The organism is Mesonia sp. HuA40 (assembly GCF_008017835.1).
Classification (GTDB): Bacteria; Bacteroidota; Bacteroidia; order Flavobacteriales; family Flavobacteriaceae; genus Mesonia.
Map to the genome: position 1 here is coordinate 299,415 of NZ_VRLT01000059.1, position 18,886 is coordinate 318,300.

At 33.5% G+C, this 18,886-nt stretch carries 16 protein-coding genes; 6 read left to right on the top strand and 10 right to left on the bottom strand.

Annotated features, from left to right (window positions below; all coding sequences use genetic code 11):
- Nucleotide 1: 1 nt before the first annotated feature.
- The 7 genes from ppk1 to pyrR are packed head-to-tail and all read right to left on the bottom strand — an operon-like array spanning nucleotide 2 to nucleotide 5,990.
- Nucleotides 2-2,071, bottom strand: coding sequence for a polyphosphate kinase 1 (ppk1, locus tag FT993_RS11000; RefSeq protein WP_147862594.1), 2,070 nt, complete (start codon nucleotides 2,069-2,071; stop codon nucleotides 2-4).
- Nucleotides 2,064-2,564 carry a histidine phosphatase family protein gene (locus FT993_RS11005; RefSeq protein WP_147862595.1) on the bottom strand — a complete coding sequence of 167 codons (501 nt, stop codon included), beginning with the start codon at nucleotides 2,562-2,564 and terminating at the stop codon, nucleotides 2,064-2,066. Before FT993_RS11005 ends, ppk1 begins: the two co-directional genes overlap by 8 nt.
- Before the next feature lie 4 nt (nucleotides 2,565-2,568).
- Nucleotides 2,569-3,222: a pyridoxamine 5'-phosphate oxidase gene (pdxH, locus tag FT993_RS11010; protein ID WP_147862596.1), complete on the bottom strand. Its 654-nt coding sequence runs from the start codon at nucleotides 3,220-3,222 to the stop codon at nucleotides 2,569-2,571.
- 39 nt (nucleotides 3,223-3,261) lie between these two features.
- The gene (locus FT993_RS11015) at nucleotides 3,262-4,170 is read right to left on the bottom strand and encodes a ribonuclease Z (RefSeq protein WP_147862597.1); all 909 of its coding nucleotides are present in this window, start codon (nucleotides 4,168-4,170) and stop codon (nucleotides 3,262-3,264) included.
- 10 nt (nucleotides 4,171-4,180) lie between these two features.
- Entirely contained in the window at nucleotides 4,181-4,519 is a 339-nt protein-coding gene (locus tag FT993_RS11020; RefSeq protein ID WP_147862598.1) for a ribonuclease Z, read from the bottom strand.
- A complete protein-coding gene (locus tag FT993_RS11025) occupies nucleotides 4,516-5,448 on the bottom strand; it encodes an aspartate carbamoyltransferase catalytic subunit (RefSeq protein ID WP_147862599.1) in 933 nt (310 codons plus the stop codon). The genes FT993_RS11020 and FT993_RS11025 overlap by 4 nt, the downstream gene beginning before the upstream one ends.
- Complete coding sequence (gene pyrR, locus FT993_RS11030) at nucleotides 5,445-5,990, bottom strand: bifunctional pyr operon transcriptional regulator/uracil phosphoribosyltransferase PyrR (RefSeq protein ID WP_147862600.1); 546 nt, start codon at nucleotides 5,988-5,990, stop codon at nucleotides 5,445-5,447. Before pyrR ends, FT993_RS11025 begins: the two co-directional genes overlap by 4 nt.
- A gap of 197 nt (nucleotides 5,991-6,187) precedes the next feature.
- Between pyrR and dnaN the strand changes: the two genes are divergently transcribed.
- The 4 genes from dnaN to FT993_RS11050 all read left to right on the top strand — a co-directional run bounded on the left by dnaN (nucleotide 6,188) and on the right by FT993_RS11050 (nucleotide 9,220).
- Complete coding sequence (dnaN, locus tag FT993_RS11035) at nucleotides 6,188-7,303, top strand: DNA polymerase III subunit beta (RefSeq protein ID WP_147862601.1); 1,116 nt, start codon at nucleotides 6,188-6,190, stop codon at nucleotides 7,301-7,303.
- Nucleotides 7,304-7,431: 128 nt separating this feature from the next.
- Nucleotides 7,432-7,725, top strand: coding sequence for a phosphoribosylpyrophosphate synthetase (locus FT993_RS11040; RefSeq protein WP_187240807.1), 294 nt, complete (start codon nucleotides 7,432-7,434; stop codon nucleotides 7,723-7,725).
- A gap of 81 nt (nucleotides 7,726-7,806) precedes the next feature.
- On the top strand, nucleotides 7,807-8,304 hold the full coding sequence (locus FT993_RS11045) for a Dps family protein (protein WP_147862602.1): 498 nt from the start codon (nucleotides 7,807-7,809) through the stop codon (nucleotides 8,302-8,304).
- Between the two features lie 10 nt (nucleotides 8,305-8,314).
- Nucleotides 8,315-9,220, top strand: coding sequence for a mechanosensitive ion channel family protein (locus tag FT993_RS11050; RefSeq protein WP_147862603.1), 906 nt, complete (start codon nucleotides 8,315-8,317; stop codon nucleotides 9,218-9,220).
- Between the two features lie 58 nt (nucleotides 9,221-9,278).
- Here the strand turns inward: FT993_RS11050 and FT993_RS11055 are convergent, their stop codons facing one another.
- Nucleotides 9,279-13,019 carry a BamA/TamA family outer membrane protein gene (locus FT993_RS11055; RefSeq protein WP_147862604.1) on the bottom strand — a complete coding sequence of 1,247 codons (3,741 nt, stop codon included), beginning with the start codon at nucleotides 13,017-13,019 and terminating at the stop codon, nucleotides 9,279-9,281.
- Between the two features lie 55 nt (nucleotides 13,020-13,074).
- Here FT993_RS11055 and FT993_RS11060 point away from each other — a divergent pair, with 55 nt between their 5' ends.
- Nucleotides 13,075-14,259 carry a Pycsar system effector family protein gene (locus tag FT993_RS11060; RefSeq protein ID WP_147862605.1) on the top strand — a complete coding sequence of 395 codons (1,185 nt, stop codon included), beginning with the start codon at nucleotides 13,075-13,077 and terminating at the stop codon, nucleotides 14,257-14,259.
- Nucleotides 14,260-14,347: 88 nt separating this feature from the next.
- Here FT993_RS11060 and FT993_RS11065 read toward each other — a convergent pair whose 3' ends face one another.
- The gene (locus tag FT993_RS11065) at nucleotides 14,348-16,729 is read right to left on the bottom strand and encodes a GAF domain-containing protein (protein ID WP_255504483.1); all 2,382 of its coding nucleotides are present in this window, start codon (nucleotides 16,727-16,729) and stop codon (nucleotides 14,348-14,350) included.
- Nucleotides 16,730-16,867: 138 nt separating this feature from the next.
- Here FT993_RS11065 and FT993_RS11070 point away from each other — a divergent pair, with 138 nt between their 5' ends.
- Nucleotides 16,868-17,983: a TlpA disulfide reductase family protein gene (locus tag FT993_RS11070; protein ID WP_147862607.1), complete on the top strand. Its 1,116-nt coding sequence runs from the start codon at nucleotides 16,868-16,870 to the stop codon at nucleotides 17,981-17,983.
- Nucleotides 17,984-18,057: 74 nt separating this feature from the next.
- Here FT993_RS11070 and FT993_RS11075 read toward each other — a convergent pair whose 3' ends face one another.
- On the bottom strand, nucleotides 18,058-18,885 hold the full coding sequence (locus tag FT993_RS11075; RefSeq protein ID WP_147862608.1) for a hypothetical protein: 828 nt from the start codon (nucleotides 18,883-18,885) through the stop codon (nucleotides 18,058-18,060).
- Between the last annotated feature and the right edge of the window lies 1 nt (nucleotide 18,886).

Here is an 18,886-nt window from a genome sequence, read left to right on the forward strand (position 1 = left end):
TTTAATTTATCTTTTCTAAATAGTAGTCATAAGTTGCAAATTGACTGCGTACTGCAGGCTCTTGCTGCGGTACATAAAGGTTGTTTTCTTGTGCAGAGAATTTCCTGGCTTTTACATTATCTTTCCAACAAATCTCAAAGGTCTCGATAAGCTCCCTCTGAAGGTTTTCTTGATAAACGGGACAAGAAATTTCAACCCGATAATCTAAATTTCTAGTCATCCAGTCTGCCGACGATATATAAACTTTAGGCAGATTGGCATTATTAAAGATAAATAATCTAGGATGCTCTAAATATTTATCTACAATACTTATGGCTTCAATATTTTCGCTCATTCCAGGCACTCCAGGAATTAAGCAGCAAATACCTCTAACAATTAATTTAATTTTAACTCCTTCATTACTGGCTTCGTATAGCTTGTCAATCAACTTATAATCCGATAAACTATTCAGTTTTAATTGAATTCCACTAGGCAAGCCTTGTCTTGCATTATCTATCTCTTGTTGAATTAACCTTGTGAATGTATTGCGAGAGTAATGCGGTGAAACTATAAGATGTTTGTATTTAGAAACCTTGTAATTGGTTTCAAAAAAATCGAAGACTTGATTCACCTCTTTTAAGATATCTTGATTACAAGTAAACAGCGTGAAATCTGTATAAATTTTCGCCGTATTTTCATTAAAATTTCCCGTACTAATAAATCCGTACCTCTTTTTCTTTTTTCCTTCTATACGTTCTACAACACAGGCCTTTGCATGTACTTTTAAACCAGGAACTCCAAATATTAAATTTACCCCCTCACGCTGCATCTGTTCAGCATAACGGATGTTGTTGGCCTCGTCAAAACGCGCTCTTAACTCAATTGATACTGTTACTTTTTTTCCATTTTTCACAGCATTTACCAAAGAACTGGCGATATGAGAAACTTCTGCGAGTCTATATATAGTAATTTTAATAGACTTCACCTTAGGATCGATTGCTGCTTCTCGCAGGAATTTAACCGTATAAGAAAAGGTATGGTAAGGCGTATATTGCAGATAGTCTTTTTGTGCAATAGCTTTTAAAAGACTTTCTTGTAGTGGCAAATCTTTAATGGGTAAAGCGGGTACCTTTTTATATAATAAATGTTTCGCTCCTAGGCTAGGAAACTTCATGTAATCCCGCCTATTGTGATAACGCCCCCCAGGGATAATACTATCTGAATGATCTAAGCCCATTTTAGTAAGTAAATACTTCAGCGTTTCACGCGGTATGGTTTTATCATAAACAAAGCGCACCGGCTCACCTATAATCCTATCTTTTATACTGCTTAACAATTTTTCAATATAACTTTTATCTAAATCACCCGCCATATCCAATTCTGCATCGCGGGTAATTTTAATCATATGTGCCGTTATACTTTTAAAGTCAAAAATATTCAGTAAATTTTTTAGATTATAACGTATTATATCATCTAGAATAATTAAATATTTCCGGTCGTCATTAGAAGGCAACTCAACAAATCTATCTATACCCCTAGGAATTTCAATTAGCACATAACGCTTGGTTCTATTTACCTCATCGGGGTTTTTTAAATGCATAGTAATAGCTAAGTAGGCCGCACTACCTTTTAAACTAGGCATTTCTTCAAGATCATCTAAAATTATTGTAACTAAAGCTGGACTTACCTTTTGTAGAAAATAATCTTTTAAAAAAGCTGCTTGTTCTTGATTTACTTCGTTTTCACGGATGATAAATATGTTATTGACCTCTAGTTCTTCTTGAATTGCTTTTAATATTTCTAAACTCTGGGCTTGTTGCTCAATAACTATTTGAGTGATTTGTTTTAATAATTTCTTTGCACTAATTCCGCCTAAAGCTTTCTTGGCTCCTTTACCCGCTTGCATAATTCTCTTGACCGTAGCGTAGCGTACTTTGAAAAATTCGTCTAAATTGTTAGAAAAAATACCTAAAAACCTTAATCGCTCAATTAACGGCACACTTTTATCGGCCGCTTCTTGCAAAACGCGGGCATTAAATTGAAGCCAACTAATTTCTCTATTGGTGTACTTAAAATCAGTCTTTTTACTCATTTCGAAGGTTTTTAGGATATAAGCAATAATCTACACTACCCTGTTTTAATTTACTCCAATCTTCTGTGTCTGGAAAATCTATTTTAACTAAACCTGTCGTAGGAATATTAATAATTGACTTATCACCCCAAAGATTAACAAGATTTGTAAACGCTGGATTATGACCAAATAAAATAATAGTATTGTATTTATTATGCTGTTGCTGAATTATATCAATTAGATTTTCATGGTTAAAAGTGTACAACGCATCTAGTCTTTTAAATTCACTTTCCGAGACATTCAATCCTTGTTTGAACAATTGAGCTGTTGTTATGGCTCTAGTGGCTGTACTACTTAGCACTAGCATTTTACTTGTGACCTTTAAATTGGGTTTTAGTGCATCCAAAACTAAATTTGCATCTCTAAAAGCCCGTTTCTTTAGGGGGCGCATTTTATCTGGCAAATTTTCTTTCCACGAAGATTTACCGTGACGAACAAGAATTAAACTTTTCATAAATTTAAGGGGCTAAGCGTTTTTTACTCCAATTGTTCTCTCCATTTTTGCTAAATAAAAATCTATCATGCAAACGATTGGCTCTACCTTGCCAAAATTCTATTTCTGTAGGCTTTATTAAGTAACCTCCCCAGTGATCTGGACGTTTTATTTCTTTATTATTTTCTGTAACCTCTTTTTCTAAAGCACTTAACTTAGCCTCCAAATACTCTCTATTAGGAATTTCGTGACTTTGATTAGATACAATTGCGCCCATTTGACTTCCCTTGGGCCTAGAATAAAAATAGGCATCAGATTCTATGGCATCTACTTTTTGGGCCAAACCCTTAATTATCACTTGACGTTCAGCTTGAGGCCAAAAAAAGCTAAGACTCACCTTATTGTTTTCGGCTATGGCCTGCCCTTTATTGCTATTATAATTAGTGTAAAAAACAAAGCCATTTTTAGAAAAAGATTTTAGTAAAACAACTCGTGATTTAGGAAAACCATCTGTTTCTATGGTTGTTAAGTTAACCGCGTTCACTTCGTCTGCTAAACTATTTTGATCAATCTCTTTGAACCACTCCGCAAAGAGCAACATAGGATCCTTATTTTCTTTATCGAGATCTAAAGAAAATTTTTCATAGGATTTTCGGTAGTCGTGTAGTTTATTTTCCATACTGCAATTTACAAGATTATCAGTTAAGGAAAAACAAATTTAATCAAAAGTAATAGTTAGACCATCTTGAGCACAAATCACATTCTCAAAAAACTCCTGCGCTTCAATTTTAAAATTATTAATGTCATCATAGCGGGTAGAATAATGCCCTAGAATCAATTGTTGAACCTGTGCCTTTTTGGCGATTATGGCTGCTTGTTTGGCCGTAGAATGCATTGTAGAAGCACAAAGATAGGCGTGGCTTTCTAGAAAAGTTGCTTCGTGGTATAAAGCGGTTGCATTTTTTATTTGTTCAACTATTATAGGGTAGTATGCCGTATCACTGCAAAATGCATAACTTTTTGTAGGTTTAGGTGGTGCGGTTAATTTTTCATTGGGAATTAAATCGCCATTTTCAAGAAGTATATCTTTGCCTTTTACGATACTTTTATAATAGGCTTTATCTATTTCATAATTTAAAACCTCATTCATCAGAAGCTTTCGATCGCCCGGCTTTTCTTTAAATAAGAAACCGTTAGTATAAACACGATGATTTAGAGGTATAGTCTCAACAATTACTTTATCATCTTCTAAAAGTACCTGAGGTTCCTCGGATTCAAGTTCGTGAAAATATAAATTATAACAAGTCCAAGATTTTGAATATTTTAATTGTAGAACAATTATTTCTTTAATTCCTTTAGGGCCATATATATGTAAATCTGTTTTTCGGCCCAATAAATTAAAGGTAGAAATAAGTCCTATCAAACCAAAAAAATGGTCACCATGTAGATGGGATATAAATATATGTTTTATACGTGAAAATTTTACTTTGTTTTTTCTTAACTGTACTTGAGTGCCTTCACCACAATCTATTAAAAATAGATGGTTTTTGATTTGCAAAACCTGTGATGTAGTATGATTAAAAGTTCTTGGGGTTGCCGAATAACAACCCAGTACAGTAAGCTGCATAAATAGTGTATTAAAATGCGTCTAGATCACGTTCTATTTCTTCCATTTGAATCACATCCGCGGCTTCCTTTAAGGTTGGAACAACAATTAATTCTTCTGGCACCCGATCAATCATTATAGTATCATTCACTAAAACAAAAGAGCATTTTTGTTTTCTGTGTTGATTAGATATACTTAAAAATAGAAGTAATTCTTCAAGCTCTAAGGTTCCGTATTTTAGAATATCAACAACCAAGTTCTTATTGCTAAAATCTTTGGGTATGCAATTCTTCAGGTAACTTACAAAAGACCTGATATCATTTTTTTCATCGCGCAACAATGAATAGTTCTCTTTATTTTCTACAATCATAATTGTTTTATTTTAGCTGCCAATAGGTAAATTACTGCCATCCTAACAGCCACACCATTTTCAACTTGGTCAAGGATAATAGCTTGATCAGAATCAGCTAATTCACTAGATAATTCTACCCCCCTATTAATGGGTCCCGGATGCATAATCACAAGTTCTTTATTTAGCTTTTCCAGTCGCTTTTTTGTGAGGCCGAATTGTTTTACATATTCTTTGGTACTCGGAAAGTAATTAACGTCCATACGTTCATTTTGAACCCTCAACATATTAGCCACATCACACCAAGCCAAAGCCTTATCTAGATTTGTTTCAACTTTTACACCTAGTTTATGTAAATGCTTTGGGATTAGCGTTTTTGGTCCGCAAACCATTACCTTTGCATCCATTTTTTTTAGTGCGTAGATATTACTTAAAGCAACGCGGCTATGAAGTATATCCCCAACAATCAGTACTCTTTTGCCGCCAATATCACCCAGTTCCTCTTGTATTGAAAAGGCATCTAATAAGGCTTGTGTAGGGTGTTCGTGAGCGCCATCTCCAGCATTAATAATACTGGCATCTACTTGCTTTGAAAGAAAGATACCGGCTCCAGGGTTAGGGTGACGCATAACCACCATATCTACTTTCATTGCTAAAATATTATTTACAGTATCTACTAGAGTTTCCCCTTTTTTAACCGATGAAGAAGCTGCCGAAAAGTTAACTACATCTGCACTTAACCGCTTCTCTGCTAATTCAAACGATAATCTTGTTCTTGTGCTATTTTCAAAAAACAAATTAGCAATTGTAACATCTCTAAGCGAAGGTACTTTTTTTATAGGCCTATTGATAACCTCTTTAAAATGCTTAGCCGTTTTAAAAATTAACTCTATATCTTCTTTTTTTAGGTATTTAATACCCAATAAGTGATTTACACTAAGCTCACTCATATTTTATTTTTTACTATATATACACTATCTTCCCCATTATTCTCTTTCCAGTTTACCTCAACACGCTCTTGATTAATAGCATCTACTTGTACCCCGTTATAATCTGGTTGAATGGGTAAGTGCCTACTGAATCGTCTATCAATAAGAGTAAGAAGTTCTATTTCTTTTGGTCTACCAAATGATTGAATGGCCGTAAGAGCCGCGCGGATACTTCTTCCCGTATACAAAACGTCGTCAATAAAAATTACATTTTTGTCTTCTACTAAAAAATCAATATGCGTTTTATTGGCTTCAAGAGGTTTCTCCCCTCTCCTAAAGTCATCTCGGTAAAAAGTTATATCTAATTGGCCCAATTGTAAAGTTTCAATGCCATATTGTTTTTCTAAAATTGCAGCAATACGCTCGGCCAGATATATACCTCTAGGTTGAATCCCGATAAGCACACAATTGTTAAATTTTGCGTGTTTCTCAAGTAATTGACAAGCTAAACGCTGTAAGATTATTTCAATTTCTTTAGCATTTAAAAGAATTCTTTGACTCATTGGTGTGATTAATCTTATAATTAGAGCAAATGTAGTTAAATTTATTTTTTAGATTAACTCCTAGCGTTCATAAAATTAAATTATCTAACCTTATGTAATTGTGAAAATCTCTGTTAATAAATACTTCTGCTATCTAGAGTTTAATTAATAGAATAAGATATATTTGTAATAGATAAATCTTTTGAATGATTGAAAATATGAAATTTATAGTCTCTAGTTCTTACCTATTAAAACAATTACAAGTTTTAGGTGGTGTAATAAACAATAACAATACTTTACCGATTTTAGATAATTTTTTATTTGAGCTTAATCAATCTGAGCTTGTAGTATCGGCTTCAGATTTAGAAACTACTATGTCTGCCAAACTTGAAGTAGATTCTAATGCCGAAGGAAAAATAGCTATACCAGCTAAACTATTATTGGATACACTAAAAACTTTTCCTGAACAGCCACTTACTTTCGTAGCAGAAAACAATACGTTAGAGCTTAGCTCTAGCCACGGTAAATATGCCTTGGCTTATGCCGATGGTGATGAATTTCCAAAAGCTGTAGAACTAGATCAACCCAATAGCACCAAGGTTCCTGCAGAGGTTTTAGCAACAGCCATAAGCAAAACCTTATTTGCATCTGGTAACGATGATTTAAGACCTGTCATGAGTGGAGTTTATTTTCAGTTTTCACCAGAAGGCCTAACTTTTGTAGCTACAGATGCGCATAAATTAGTAAAGTATAAGCGAGAAGATGTATCTGCACAAACAGAAGCATCTTATATTATGCCTAAAAAGCCATTAAATTTACTTAAAAGTATTTTGGGGAATAGTGATAGTGATGTTTTATTGTCTTACGACGAATCTAACGCCAGATTTATTTTAGATGAAACTGAATTGGTCTGCCGATTAATCGATGGTAAATACCCTAATTATGAAGCTGTAATACCTAAAGAAAATCCGAACAAACTCATAATTGATCGCACCCAATTTTTAAATTCTGTAAAACGGGTTTCAATTTTTTCAAATAAAACAACGCATCAGGTAAAGCTTAAAATTGCTGGTGCAGAATTAAATATTTCTGCAGAAGATGTTGATTATAGCAACAAAGCAGAAGAAAGACTTACTTGTGATTACCAAGGAGACGATATGCAAATTGGATTTAATTCAAGATTTTTAACCGAAATGTTGAATAACTTAAATGCCAAAGAAGTAATGTTAGAAATGAGTTTACCCAATAGAGCAGGAATTCTAACCCCTAAGGATGGTCTTGATGAAGGTGAACACGTAACCATGCTTGTAATGCCAGTAATGCTCAACAACTAAAAATAGCATCACATAATATTATTAAAGGCAATGAATTTCATTGCCTTTTTTTTGCGTTAAATTTATACTAAACAGTACGATTAAATTTGAATTCTTTGAGCTTTATACTAAATTCAAACAAAAAAATTATGGAATATAAAACATTATCACAAGCGATGAATCAATTAAAGGAAAAAGGGTATACCTATGATTTTAATTTGTTGGATGAGCACATCGAAAATAAAAAAGACAAAGAGAATTATAAACCAAATGAATTTGAAATAGACAAAGTATATAGATTTGAAGGAATGTCTAACCCTTCAGATAATTCTATACTTTACGCTATAACAACCAAAAATGGCAAAAAAGGATTATTGACGGATGCCTATGGCACCTATAGCGGCCAAATCTCTCAAGAACTTCTTGATAAATTAAAACGCTAACACAATAAGTTAATCTTATATTAAATAATATATCAATAACTTTTATTTATACTATATTTGTTTAAAATTAAAAATGAAAATATGAGCTACTTAAATCTAAACAACGAAAAGACAAGTAAAACAGTGAAACAGTTGGATGTTTTGCTGGCCGATTACCATATGTATTACCAAAAGTTAAGAAACTTTCATTGGAATATTGTGGGTACTAGTTTTTTCTATTTACACGAGCAGTTTGAAGATATGTATAACGATGCAAAGGAAAAAATTGATGAAATTGCAGAACGTATTTTAACCCTTAGATACCAACCCTCCAGTAACTATTCAGAATATTTAGATTTGTCAAACATTAAAGAATCGACTTCTAAAAAAACTGATAAAGCTATGGTAAAAGAACTTTTAGAGGATCATGGTAAGATTTTAAAGCAAATGCGTTTGGTAGTTGAGAAAGCTGATGAAGCCGAAGATGAAGGTACAATTGATATGATTGGAGCATATATTGGTGAATTAGAAAAAACCAGTTGGATGCTAGATGCTTGGTCAATGAAAACCGAAGACACCCATAAAGCTATTGATGCATAAATCTCCTTAGATGAAATTAGACTCGGTTTTTAACATTACAGATGCCGTAGCCGATTTATGGAATAAATTAGGCGGATGGTTGGATGCCCTAATACTAAAATTGCCAAATATAATTTTGGCAATTTTAGTATTAATCGTCTTTTACTTTTTGGCAAAATACATCGTTAAAATAATTAAACGACTGTTAGAGCATAAAAATGTAGCACGCTCTATCATTAACATTTCAACAAGTGTTGTTAAAGTCATTGTAATTTCTATTGGTTTTTTCGTGGCCTTGGGCGTTTTAGATTTAAACAAAGTTTTAACCTCTGTGTTAGCTGGTGCTGGGGTAGTTGGTCTAGCCATAGGTTTGGCCCTTCAAGGCACCCTACATAATACATTCTCTGGAGTTATACTTAGTTTTAGACCAGAATTAGAAGTTGGAGATTGGATTGAGTCAAATGGTTTTGCAGGTGAGGTTATAGAAGTAAATTTACGTAATGTTGTCATTAAGCAATCAGATAATAATTTGGTGGTTATACCTAATGTGAAAATTGTTGAAAATCCTTTTAAAAATTTCTCTAACACCAAAAGATCACGTGTTTCACTGACTTGCGGAGTAGGTTATGAATCCGATTTAGAAAGTGTTGAGAAAATCGCTAAATCGACAATCGCTGAATTATTTAGTCAGGAAAACTTAGAAGAAGTTGAATTGGCTTATACAGAATTTGGTGATAGCTCCATTAATTTCATAATTCGTTTTTGGACCGATGTCTCTAAACAACGGGATGTTCTTTTTGCTAAGCATAAGGCTATTGTAGCGCTTAAGAAAGCTTTTGATGAAAATGACATCAATATACCTTTCCCTATAAGAACATTAGATTTTGGCAAAAACAAATTCAGATCTGAAACTATATCTTTTCAGCAAAAAACATAGAATTTATTTAATATCAAAAAAAGAGTCAGGCACTTGTTTATGCCTGACTCTTTTTTATTTAGAAACTAACTCCAAAACCGAAACTAAAGCGCCAACCTTCATCTCCGTGAAATAGATTTAAAGTACCGTTTACAGCGTTGGCCGAGGTAATAAAAACACCACCACCATAATCTGGATGCCACTTACTACTTTCTTCTCCATCTAACCATACTCTACCTAAATCGGCACCACCGAACACCCCAATTTGAAATGGCAAAAATCGTGTTGTAAATTGATTAAAACTATACCGCAAATCTGCACCGGTAACTAAAAAAGATTCTCCTGTAAACCGTTCATTTCTATACCCTCTTAATCCATTGTCGCCACCTAGTTGCGCTCCTTGATAAAATTCAAAATCATCACCAAGAAGGACTTTTGAATTTAAATGAGTTTTTAATACCAGTTTTCTATTGGTAGAAATAGCATTATAAAATAAAATGGAGGGTTCTATTCTCCCAAAATACCTTTCTGTATTTTTGGTATTAAGGGTAGCACCTAGATTTAATTTAAACTTCATTCCTCGTGATGGGTTTAAATAATTATCATAACTCTCATAGGTATAACTGGCATCGAATTTTGCAAAGTATTTCCGTTCAAATAAATTAGGATCGCTTAGTGAAGCTATTTCAGAAATATAACGATTAGGTGAGTCATCTAATTCTACGGTTTCAAAACCTAAACTACCTTCAAAGATACTGCCGAAAGGAGTTCTATTTATAGCTCCGACCTCTACTTCTCTCCGACTTAACTTAACTCTATTAAAGTCAAAACTTTTATCTTGTGTGTACTCTTGGTTTTGCGTATTATTTCCTAAACCAAAATAATTTACGGCAAAATTATGACTGGTAATTCGGCCTTTGGCCCATAAATTATAGTTTCCAAAGATATTCGCCCATTCTCCTCTCCCTTCTAAATCAAATCCCTTTGTAGCAAAATAATATCCGGCTTTTAATTTGTATTGAGAAGAGTATGGGTTACGTTTAAATTTATTGATGGTATAGGTACCTTGCAGGCCTATGATTGCACCGTCATCTGGGTTATAGCCCAAGGCGGGTAATATGGTAGATGCGTTATATATACGTTTATCCTTATCAAAATTATTTATTTCATAACTATCCGTTAATCTAATTTTTGCATTTATGGCTTCATCAAAGGTATTAGGTAAAGACTTATGATCATAGATCTTTAAATTATATTTATTATAGACCTTGTAAATATCATTATTTTGGCCTCCAATAATTTTTAAATGAATTGGGTTTCGCCCCTTCCCATCAATTAAAAACTCATCGTCATCATCTAAACCATAAACCCATATTTCATTTGTCTCGCTTTTTCTATAAACCTTATCGCTAACCAAGTATTTTCTTTTTCCCTTTATGTTTCTGTAAACAGCAATACGCGTATCTCCATTCTTTAGCCTAGTAATATCAATAAAATCATCTTTATCTGTGGCGGTCACGATTGCCAGTTTGGCTATAAAAGCATAATAATTAATGGCTATTTCGGCTATATTATCTCTTCTTTTCTTTAAGGTTTCTAGTATATACTTAGTTGATTCGTGTTGATATATTTCTTTAGGAAGTCTTTTAAAAGCTATTTCGATGTCTTCATCTTTCAAATTTTGTTGAATAAATTTAGATTGTTGAATCCAAGCTCCTTTTCCTTGATTTTGAATTAAAGTACGGTCTAATCCGGCTGCAGCCGAATTAAACCAAGCTAAATCTTTAATCATGGGCTCATAAGTCCCAAATTGATTGGCAAAACCCGCTATTCCTCTAACCGTGGCAAAAAAAGCACCATCGTAATTAGAAAATACTTGATCGCGATCTCGTGGTATAGGATAAAAAACTTTATCACCATTTGGCATTTTATTTTCACCCCATCTCCATTGATCTTGGTGCCTATCCCAATCGCCCAAAAGCATATCAAACAATCTGGCGCGTATATAAGCAGACTCGTCTAATTTATACTCTTCATCCCTTCTAAGGTGCTCAAATAAACCTGAACTGCTTTGAATATCTTTATTCGGATTGTTGAATTTACCAGAACCTACCCAATCATCTTCAGGCCTTTCAACAAGCATATATATTTCATCGCCATACTCGTCATTATAGTTCCCTAAAGTGGCTTGTTTTGGAATGTAAAACAATTTAGGATTGGTATGAGCTACACCAATAGCTTTAGCCAGTGTAGGCACAACAAGAAATCCATAAGGATGTGCAGCCGTATAAAAATCTTCAATAGCTTCTTGAGCTAAAGTATTTTTGAAATCATCTTTAATTTTTTTATCCTTAAAGGCGACCGTTTGTAAAAATTGAAGTGCATTCTTTTTTAATGCTCGTAAATTATAATCCCTTCCTTGTTTATCCTCCAATCGCAAAGATTTAGTCTGATGGCCACCTCCTGCACGAACAACTTTTAATCCGCCGTAGAGTGTATCTAGAAAAGCAACTGGCACTTGAATCTCCTGGTAATAGAGATCTCTGTAATGATTCCCCCAAATACTGGTGAATAATTTGTTTTTTTCTTTTTCTTGGTCTGCGTTTTTATAGATTGATGCTTTGATGAATTTTTGTTTATATTTTGTAAAATCTTTTATAAACCGATCTGGACTTTTTCTGGGTGGAAAAACTTCTTTTCGATAAATTTCATTTAACTTTCCTTCTTTTAAATTATAAAATCGAACAAAGGTAGAACCATCTTTAAAAATATCATATACCGCTATGCCTTGACCAGGATAGGCAAATAGCCCTGTATTTCTTAAGTTGGCATAAGATAATTTAGAACCAGATCCAGAAACTATTTGATGTACTCCCTCAAAAATATTGTACTGCAAATTGTGCTCATGCCCCGAAACAAAAATTACATTCTCGTATTCGTGAGCAATAGTAGATAAACGATCAACCATAGATTTATAACGCTCGTTTTGAGCGTCCTGAATACTTACTCCGCCAGTTGTGCGTATCAACGCAGCTAAAGAACCTAGAATGGGTAATGGTATGGTTTTTTGTGAAGGATAAAGATGCCTTTCAATTGGATAAGTACCGCCATGTACACCGTTAGTATAAAGCGGGTGGTGTGTAGCCACAACAACATTCTTATTTTGATTTTTCTTTAATTCTGATTCAAATTCTTGCAAGAAAGCCTCTCTTGTTTTAATTTCTGGGCAATTATCATTAATAGTAGGGCTTTTATCCCAGTTTTCTAAATACCATTGCGTATCTAAAATAATTAAGGCCACATCATCTGAAATATCCCGCACCTCAAAACCACATCCTGTTTTGGGTGCCCAAGTATCTTTTTTATTGGGCATATGTTTGGCAATAAAATCACGCTGTTCTTTTAGGCTATGAATTCTGTTATGATACCAATCGTGATTTCCTGGTATGAATACTACCTCTCCAAGACTTGGTGTACTCGCCTCAATTTGAACTCCCATACGATATTCAGCCTCATCTCTACCAGGATCTCCTACTTCTGGCATTCCGTCTGGGTATATGTTATCCCCTAAAAATAAAGTATGTGAATTTTTTACATTAAATGCTTCTAAAGCTTGGCCAAAAACTTTCATACCATCAGATTTCCCATTTTCTTCGGCATAGCCAGCATCGCCAACAAGTAAAAAGCGATGCGCCAGTTCTTTATGAGCCGGATAGCTGGTGTCTAAAAATTCTTGTTGGTTTCTATATTTTGGTTCATAAGAGGCACAACCAAAAAGAAATAATACGGAAATTGTTAGAAGTATGTTATTTTTATTCATAAATATAAATATAGTTTACTTTTTTTGTACTTTGCTTACATAAACGAGGCATCTTATGAAAGATTTAATAGCACAAACAGAAACTTTTGTTTTTGATTTATTCGCTACAAAATTACCTAATACATTTGTTTATCACAATTTCAATCATACAAAGCGCGTTGTTAAAAGTACCAAAGAATTAATTGAAAATTCTGAAATTCATGTTAAAGAGCATCAGCCTCTTATCTTAGCTGCTTGGCTACATGACACTGGTTACACCCAGACTTATAAACAACACGAGGATGAAAGTATCAAAATTGCTCGGGAGTTTTTAACTAAGGTAAAGGCAGATCCAGACTTAATAGAAAGCGTTTGTCATTATATAGAACAAACAAAAAGCCATCTTGAACCTAAAAAACTAGGAGATAAAATTATAAAAGATGCCGATTATTCTCATCTAGCAAAAGACTATTTTGAAGATATAAGCGAATTATTAAGGCAAGAGCTCAAATTATTAAATATCAAGAACTGTTCGCCAACAGAATGGATTGCAGAAAACATCGAGCTTTTTACAATGAAACACCAGTTTTATACCCCATATGCCGTTAAAAACTGGAAAATACAAAAAGAAGAAAACCTTTTAAATCTGCTTCAAAGTCAGCAAAAGCTTAAAAAGAAATTAGACAAAGAAAGAGTTAAAGCAAAATTAAAAGCCAAATATAAAAGTAACAATCCAGACCGCGGAATTCAAACCCTATACCGCACGGCATTGCGCAATCATATAAAATTAAGTGATATTGCAGACACAAAAGCTAACATTTTGCTTTCTGTAAATGCCATTATAATTTCATTAGCTCTTGCCAATATTATACCCAAATTAGATGCAGCTTCAAACCGCCACTTAATGATGCCTACTTTGGTTTTGGTTTGTTTTAGTGTCGCTTCCATGATTTTATCAATAATGTCTACTCGGCCCAATGTTGGTACAGGAGAATTCACCAAAGAGCAAGTAAAAAACAGGGAGGTAAACATCCTGTTTTTTGGTAACTTTCATAAAATGCAATTTGACCAATATAAATGGGCGATTGACGAAATTCTAAAAGATAATGATTATATCTACGAGGCTCTAACCAAGGATCTCTATCTTTTAGGAATAGTTTTAAATAGAAAATATAAGCTATTACGATGGACTTATACCATATTTATGACTGGTATAATCATATCGGTTATAGCCTTTACCTTAGCTTTTAGCACAATTTAAAATTAGCTTCAATCTAGCAAATAGAAAATAAGTTTACTTAGTATTTAAATAATCAAGCTTTATGATTAAATTGGTTATTTAGTTTACTTTACGGATTTATTTCGTTCATCATATCTTCATAGGTGAACTTAATTTGGTTGGGTTCATCTGGTAGATGATACAAAACTCTAACGCGTAAAGCTTTTAAACCAATTACTCCTTGCACGTCTTCAAGTTCTAGTTTTTCTATTTCTTCGCCTAGATAACCCTTTTTTTGTAAATAATTGATATATCGTAGGTACTCTAACTCATCAGCCTTTTGCGAGTAAATTATGGCAATTTTACCCTTCTGTGTTATACGCTCTTCGGTGTTTTTAATAAATGCTTTATCTATTCGCTTTTTGATTATTTCATATCTGGCGTTGTAGGTACCGTCAACATCAAATTTTTTCTCATCCATTCTGTATTTGATCGATAAGGTTGAACTAAAAACCAGAATGAGTGATGCGGCGTCTAGTTTTAATGGCAAACCTTCTTGAATAGAATAAAATTTATTCTCCATCTCGCACATGGTTTGTAACTGCCAAAGCCTCAAATTATAAAGATAAACTTTATGAAATGGCTTATTATTTACCATAGCGGCTCCAATGTACATATTATGCTCTACACCATCAGTTTTATAACGCTCAAAATAGTGAGGATACATTTTTTGGGCTTCTTGCTGTTGCCTGTCTAAATAGCGCGATAAACTGCGATTAATGCGCTGTACAGTATCATCATAATTTTTTCTATGGTTATATATAACCCCAGATTGAGAGTTTAAATCTTCTTTATACTCATCTATTTCTGATCTTAAACTTTCTTCATTGTTATAAATGTGTTCTATCAAAGGATCTAACTCATCATAAATAAAATTCATAATGCGCTGTTCACTTGATGCATTTAAATTTTCTTTTAATTCTTTTTTAAATTCATTAATCCTAAAAATAATTTGCTCATAAATAGGTATTGATTCTATTTCAAAAGCTTTTTCTACCAATTTAGTAATGATTTGCAATTGACTCAATAGGTCTCTTTGGATAGCATTATTTCGTTCATCAGATGATCCTACAATATCGATTTGTCCGTATAACGGATAAATATCTTTGAATCCGATGTCTCTGAATGAAGCGATACCATCTTTTTCTAAATCACTAATATAGCGCTCAGCTTCTTGCTCAAATACCCAAAGAACACTTGGGTGAATACTAGTACACTCCGATTGTATTACTGCTTTAACCCTATTTTCAAATTCTGCTTTATTCCGTTCAACAGCCATTACAATATAAGGTAGTATATCGTCTAGTTTTGAGGCATTAATACGGTTTAGCTCATTTTTACGCAACGAGCCTAGTTCAAGCACTCCCATTAAGTCATTACCTCGTGCTACAGGTGCAAAAATGCTACTTTTTATACCTTTAGCCAGTAAATTTTCGGCAAGTAAATTATGTTGGGTTTTGGTAGCGTATTGCTCAACATTTGCGATGACAAAATTTTCTTTTTTTTCTATCAACTGGTCTATTCCTTGCTGACATAAAGCTTTTGGACAATTGACACAATCATCCTGATCTAAAATAAAACTATTGATATAAGAGCTTTTATCTTGGCTCATTCTTACAAACTTATTGTTTGCTTGGTCATATAAAGTAAAGCCTATTTGTAAATCTGGTATTTTAAAAATAGATCTAAAAATCTCTATTAGGCTCGCCATTGTAGATTCTGGCAATTTCTTATTCAGCAATTCAGATTTCAAATCTGAAATACCGTCATCAATGGTTATATCTGTAAGATTCAATAAGGTAAAACCCTTAAAAATATAACTATTTGGCGGGAATTTTTCTTTCCAAATCTTGAGATCATCTGGGTTCAATAACAACTCATCTACATCGGCATCGGTAATTTTTGGAGCGCTATCGGTTTTATGAAACTGAATAAAGTCTGCATTTACAGATAAGCGGTAGGTTTTTATAATCCCTTCTTTATTTGGTATATCATAATAGATTGGTCGACTAAAATCTATTTTATAGTTATAAAAAGTATTTAAGATAAGTACACAACCACTTACATAATCTAACTGCTTATCAAAATTTCTGGGTGTTAATTCAAAATTTTTACCGGCCTCATTCAATATTCGTTCGAACCGAGCAGAAATAGCTAAGAAAATGTCGGTTTTAGGAACCGCTGCGGCTTTAATTTCATTTTCGGTTAAAAGATCTGGAAACAAATCGTCTAATAAGGTAATAATAGGTTGCTCATAATCAGATAGTCGCTCCAAGTCTTCAACGCCCGTTTCCAACTCCGGAAAATCCTCAATATAATCAAGTAATTCCTTTAAATATTTTTTAGCCAAAGGTTTCTTCTCGGTTGTTAACCGAGCCTTATATGCGTCTATAACCTTTTTAAAACCAACTTGAATAGAAAATGGAAAATCTTCTTTTGTTTTTTGTCTCAAATTACCTACCATATTTAAAATTAAAGCTCTTAAAAGAGATTACAAAAATAAGCGTTTAAAATTAACAAGAATTTATATCGTCAAATTTATATTGTACTTTAAAGTAAATATATTTGCAAGAATAAAAATTTTACAACAATGAAAAAACTATTTCTACTCTTCACAAGTTTAGGCCTTATAGCTTGTGGTTCTAAAAATAATGATAACGATAATACTTTGATGGCTAGTATAGATGCTGAAGAGGGTTCTGCTGTATATTTCTCTACCTTAAATGATAACGGTTCGCCTGAGCCAAAAGACACTGTACTGGTTAAAGATGGAAAGATTAATTTAGCTCTCCCTAAAACTGATTATCAAGGCCTAGGGATATTAAAGCTAGAAAATAATGCCAATGGGAACGTATTATTTGTTTATGAAAATGAGAAAATTGAGGGTGAAATACATGCCGATAGTTTAAGTAAAACTGACTTAAAAGGAGGTGATAACCAGGATTTGCTACAAGAGTATATGCATTTTCTTAATAAGCAACAAAAAGCTGGTAAAGCTCTATCTGAAAAGTTTAGAAACCCAGAATTACAGGAAAATCCAGCATTAGCGAGTCAGTTAAATGAAGAGCGTGATGCATTTATTGAAAAGGAAAGTAAGTTTAGAAAAGAGCTTATAAAGAATAACCCTAATTCATTGGTATCTGTAATGATACTTTCTGATATGCTCAATATGAACCGTTCTAGCCTTCCAGAAATCAAAAGTTTATATGAAGGGCTTTCAGACAAGGCCCAAAGCACACCAGCCGGTAAACGCATAGCAACTTTTATAAAAACTAATGAAGCTACCTCTGAAGGAAGTATGGCTCCTGATTTCACCGCTAAAACACCAGAAGGCGAAGACCTTAGTTTAAAAGATGCAATGGGTGAAGTTACCCTGATTGATTTTTGGGCGGCTTGGTGTAAACCCTGTAGAATGGAAAATCCGAACGTGGTAAAAATGTATAATAAATACCACGATAAAGGTTTAAATATTATTGGAGTTTCATTAGATAAAACTAAAGATGCTTGGGTGAAAGCTATTGAAGATGACCAACTTGACTGGTACCATGTTTCTAATTTAAAATATTGGAATGACCCTATTGCTAAAATGTATCAAGTACGATCTATACCTTCTACCTTTCTCTTAGATAAGGATGGCAAAATTGTCGCCAAAAATTTAAGAGGCCAGGCTTTAGAAAATAAAGTTGCAGAATTATTAGGTGAATAATTTGTTGAAATACTATTTAAATAAAAAGGCGCTTGTTACTTCAAGCGCCTTTTTATTTTATGACCTTTAAGCTATCACAAAAAGGGATAATCTTGCTCTGCATAGCCGATCACCCAAGGCCAGTAATTGGGCTCTTTAACGCCGTGAAACCATAAACGCAATTTCCCATCTTGAATAATACCATCTGGAGCTGTTACTTCATTATCCCAATAAAATTCAGGTTTTATAACAGCATTGGGGTACACTTCAAAATCTCCAAAAAAAGTTTTAGACCTAGCTAATCCTATACTTCTATCTGTAGAGAAGGGAATTAACCAATACCCATCTATTTTTGATTTTAGCAAACTTGCTTCATTAACATCTGGGCTAAAACCAATATCTGCACTAGTTAAAAGTGGCTCTCCTATTTTAGTCCATACCCTACCATCACTTGATGTTGCTCCTAAAATTCTTATACCAGCATTTGTAGCCGTCCAGTTTTGTGAAACATTCCAATCGGCATATACCATGTAAAATAATCCTTCTTCAAAAATAACACCTAGACTAGTTAAAGCATGATGATCAAAAGCTGAAGGGTCTGTAATATTTCTATTAATTACAGGACCATCCTCAGACGATGAAACTCTATCAAAGTCGAATCCGTTTTGAGAAGTTGCCAATCCTATTTCATAATTTTGAACATGTTCATTATCAGACTCTCCTTCCCTATAACCTGTATAGTACATATAAAACAAGTTATCCACTTTTACCACATCGGGAGTTTCTAAGGTATTATCCCATGCTGAGGATCTTTTTTTAAGCGCCAGATAATCATCAGTAATATTGTTACTGGGATTCACCCATGATTTACCATTATCTATTGAATAGACTACTGCAATTCCGCCTTCTGCGGTGAAATACATA

Excerpts from the sequence above, each read along its gene's own strand:
- ppk1 (WP_147862594.1), bottom strand. The coding sequence starts at position 2,071 with ATGAGTAAAAAGACTGATTTTAAGTACACCAATAGAGAAATTAGTTGG.
- FT993_RS11005 (WP_147862595.1), bottom strand. The coding sequence starts at position 2,564 with ATGAAAAGTTTAATTCTTGTTCGTCACGGTAAATCTTCGTGGAAAGAA.
- pdxH (WP_147862596.1), bottom strand. The coding sequence starts at position 3,222 with ATGGAAAATAAACTACACGACTACCGAAAATCCTATGAAAAATTTTCT.
- FT993_RS11015 (WP_147862597.1), bottom strand. The coding sequence starts at position 4,170 with ATGCAGCTTACTGTACTGGGTTGTTATTCGGCAACCCCAAGAACTTTT.
- FT993_RS11020 (WP_147862598.1), bottom strand. The coding sequence starts at position 4,519 with ATGATTGTAGAAAATAAAGAGAACTATTCATTGTTGCGCGATGAAAAA.
- FT993_RS11025 (WP_147862599.1), bottom strand. The coding sequence starts at position 5,448 with ATGAGTGAGCTTAGTGTAAATCACTTATTGGGTATTAAATACCTAAAA.
- pyrR (WP_147862600.1), bottom strand. The coding sequence starts at position 5,990 with ATGAGTCAAAGAATTCTTTTAAATGCTAAAGAAATTGAAATAATCTTA.
- dnaN (WP_147862601.1), top strand. The coding sequence starts at position 6,188 with ATGAAATTTATAGTCTCTAGTTCTTACCTATTAAAACAATTACAAGTT.
- FT993_RS11040 (WP_187240807.1), top strand. The coding sequence starts at position 7,432 with ATGGAATATAAAACATTATCACAAGCGATGAATCAATTAAAGGAAAAA.
- FT993_RS11045 (WP_147862602.1), top strand. The coding sequence starts at position 7,807 with ATGAGCTACTTAAATCTAAACAACGAAAAGACAAGTAAAACAGTGAAA.
- FT993_RS11050 (WP_147862603.1), top strand. The coding sequence starts at position 8,315 with ATGAAATTAGACTCGGTTTTTAACATTACAGATGCCGTAGCCGATTTA.
- FT993_RS11055 (WP_147862604.1), bottom strand. The coding sequence starts at position 13,019 with ATGAATAAAAATAACATACTTCTAACAATTTCCGTATTATTTCTTTTT.
- FT993_RS11060 (WP_147862605.1), top strand. The coding sequence starts at position 13,075 with ATGAAAGATTTAATAGCACAAACAGAAACTTTTGTTTTTGATTTATTC.
- FT993_RS11070 (WP_147862607.1), top strand. The coding sequence starts at position 16,868 with ATGAAAAAACTATTTCTACTCTTCACAAGTTTAGGCCTTATAGCTTGT.
- FT993_RS11075 (WP_147862608.1), bottom strand. The coding sequence starts at position 18,885 with ATGTATTTCACCGCAGAAGGCGGAATTGCAGTAGTCTATTCAATAGAT.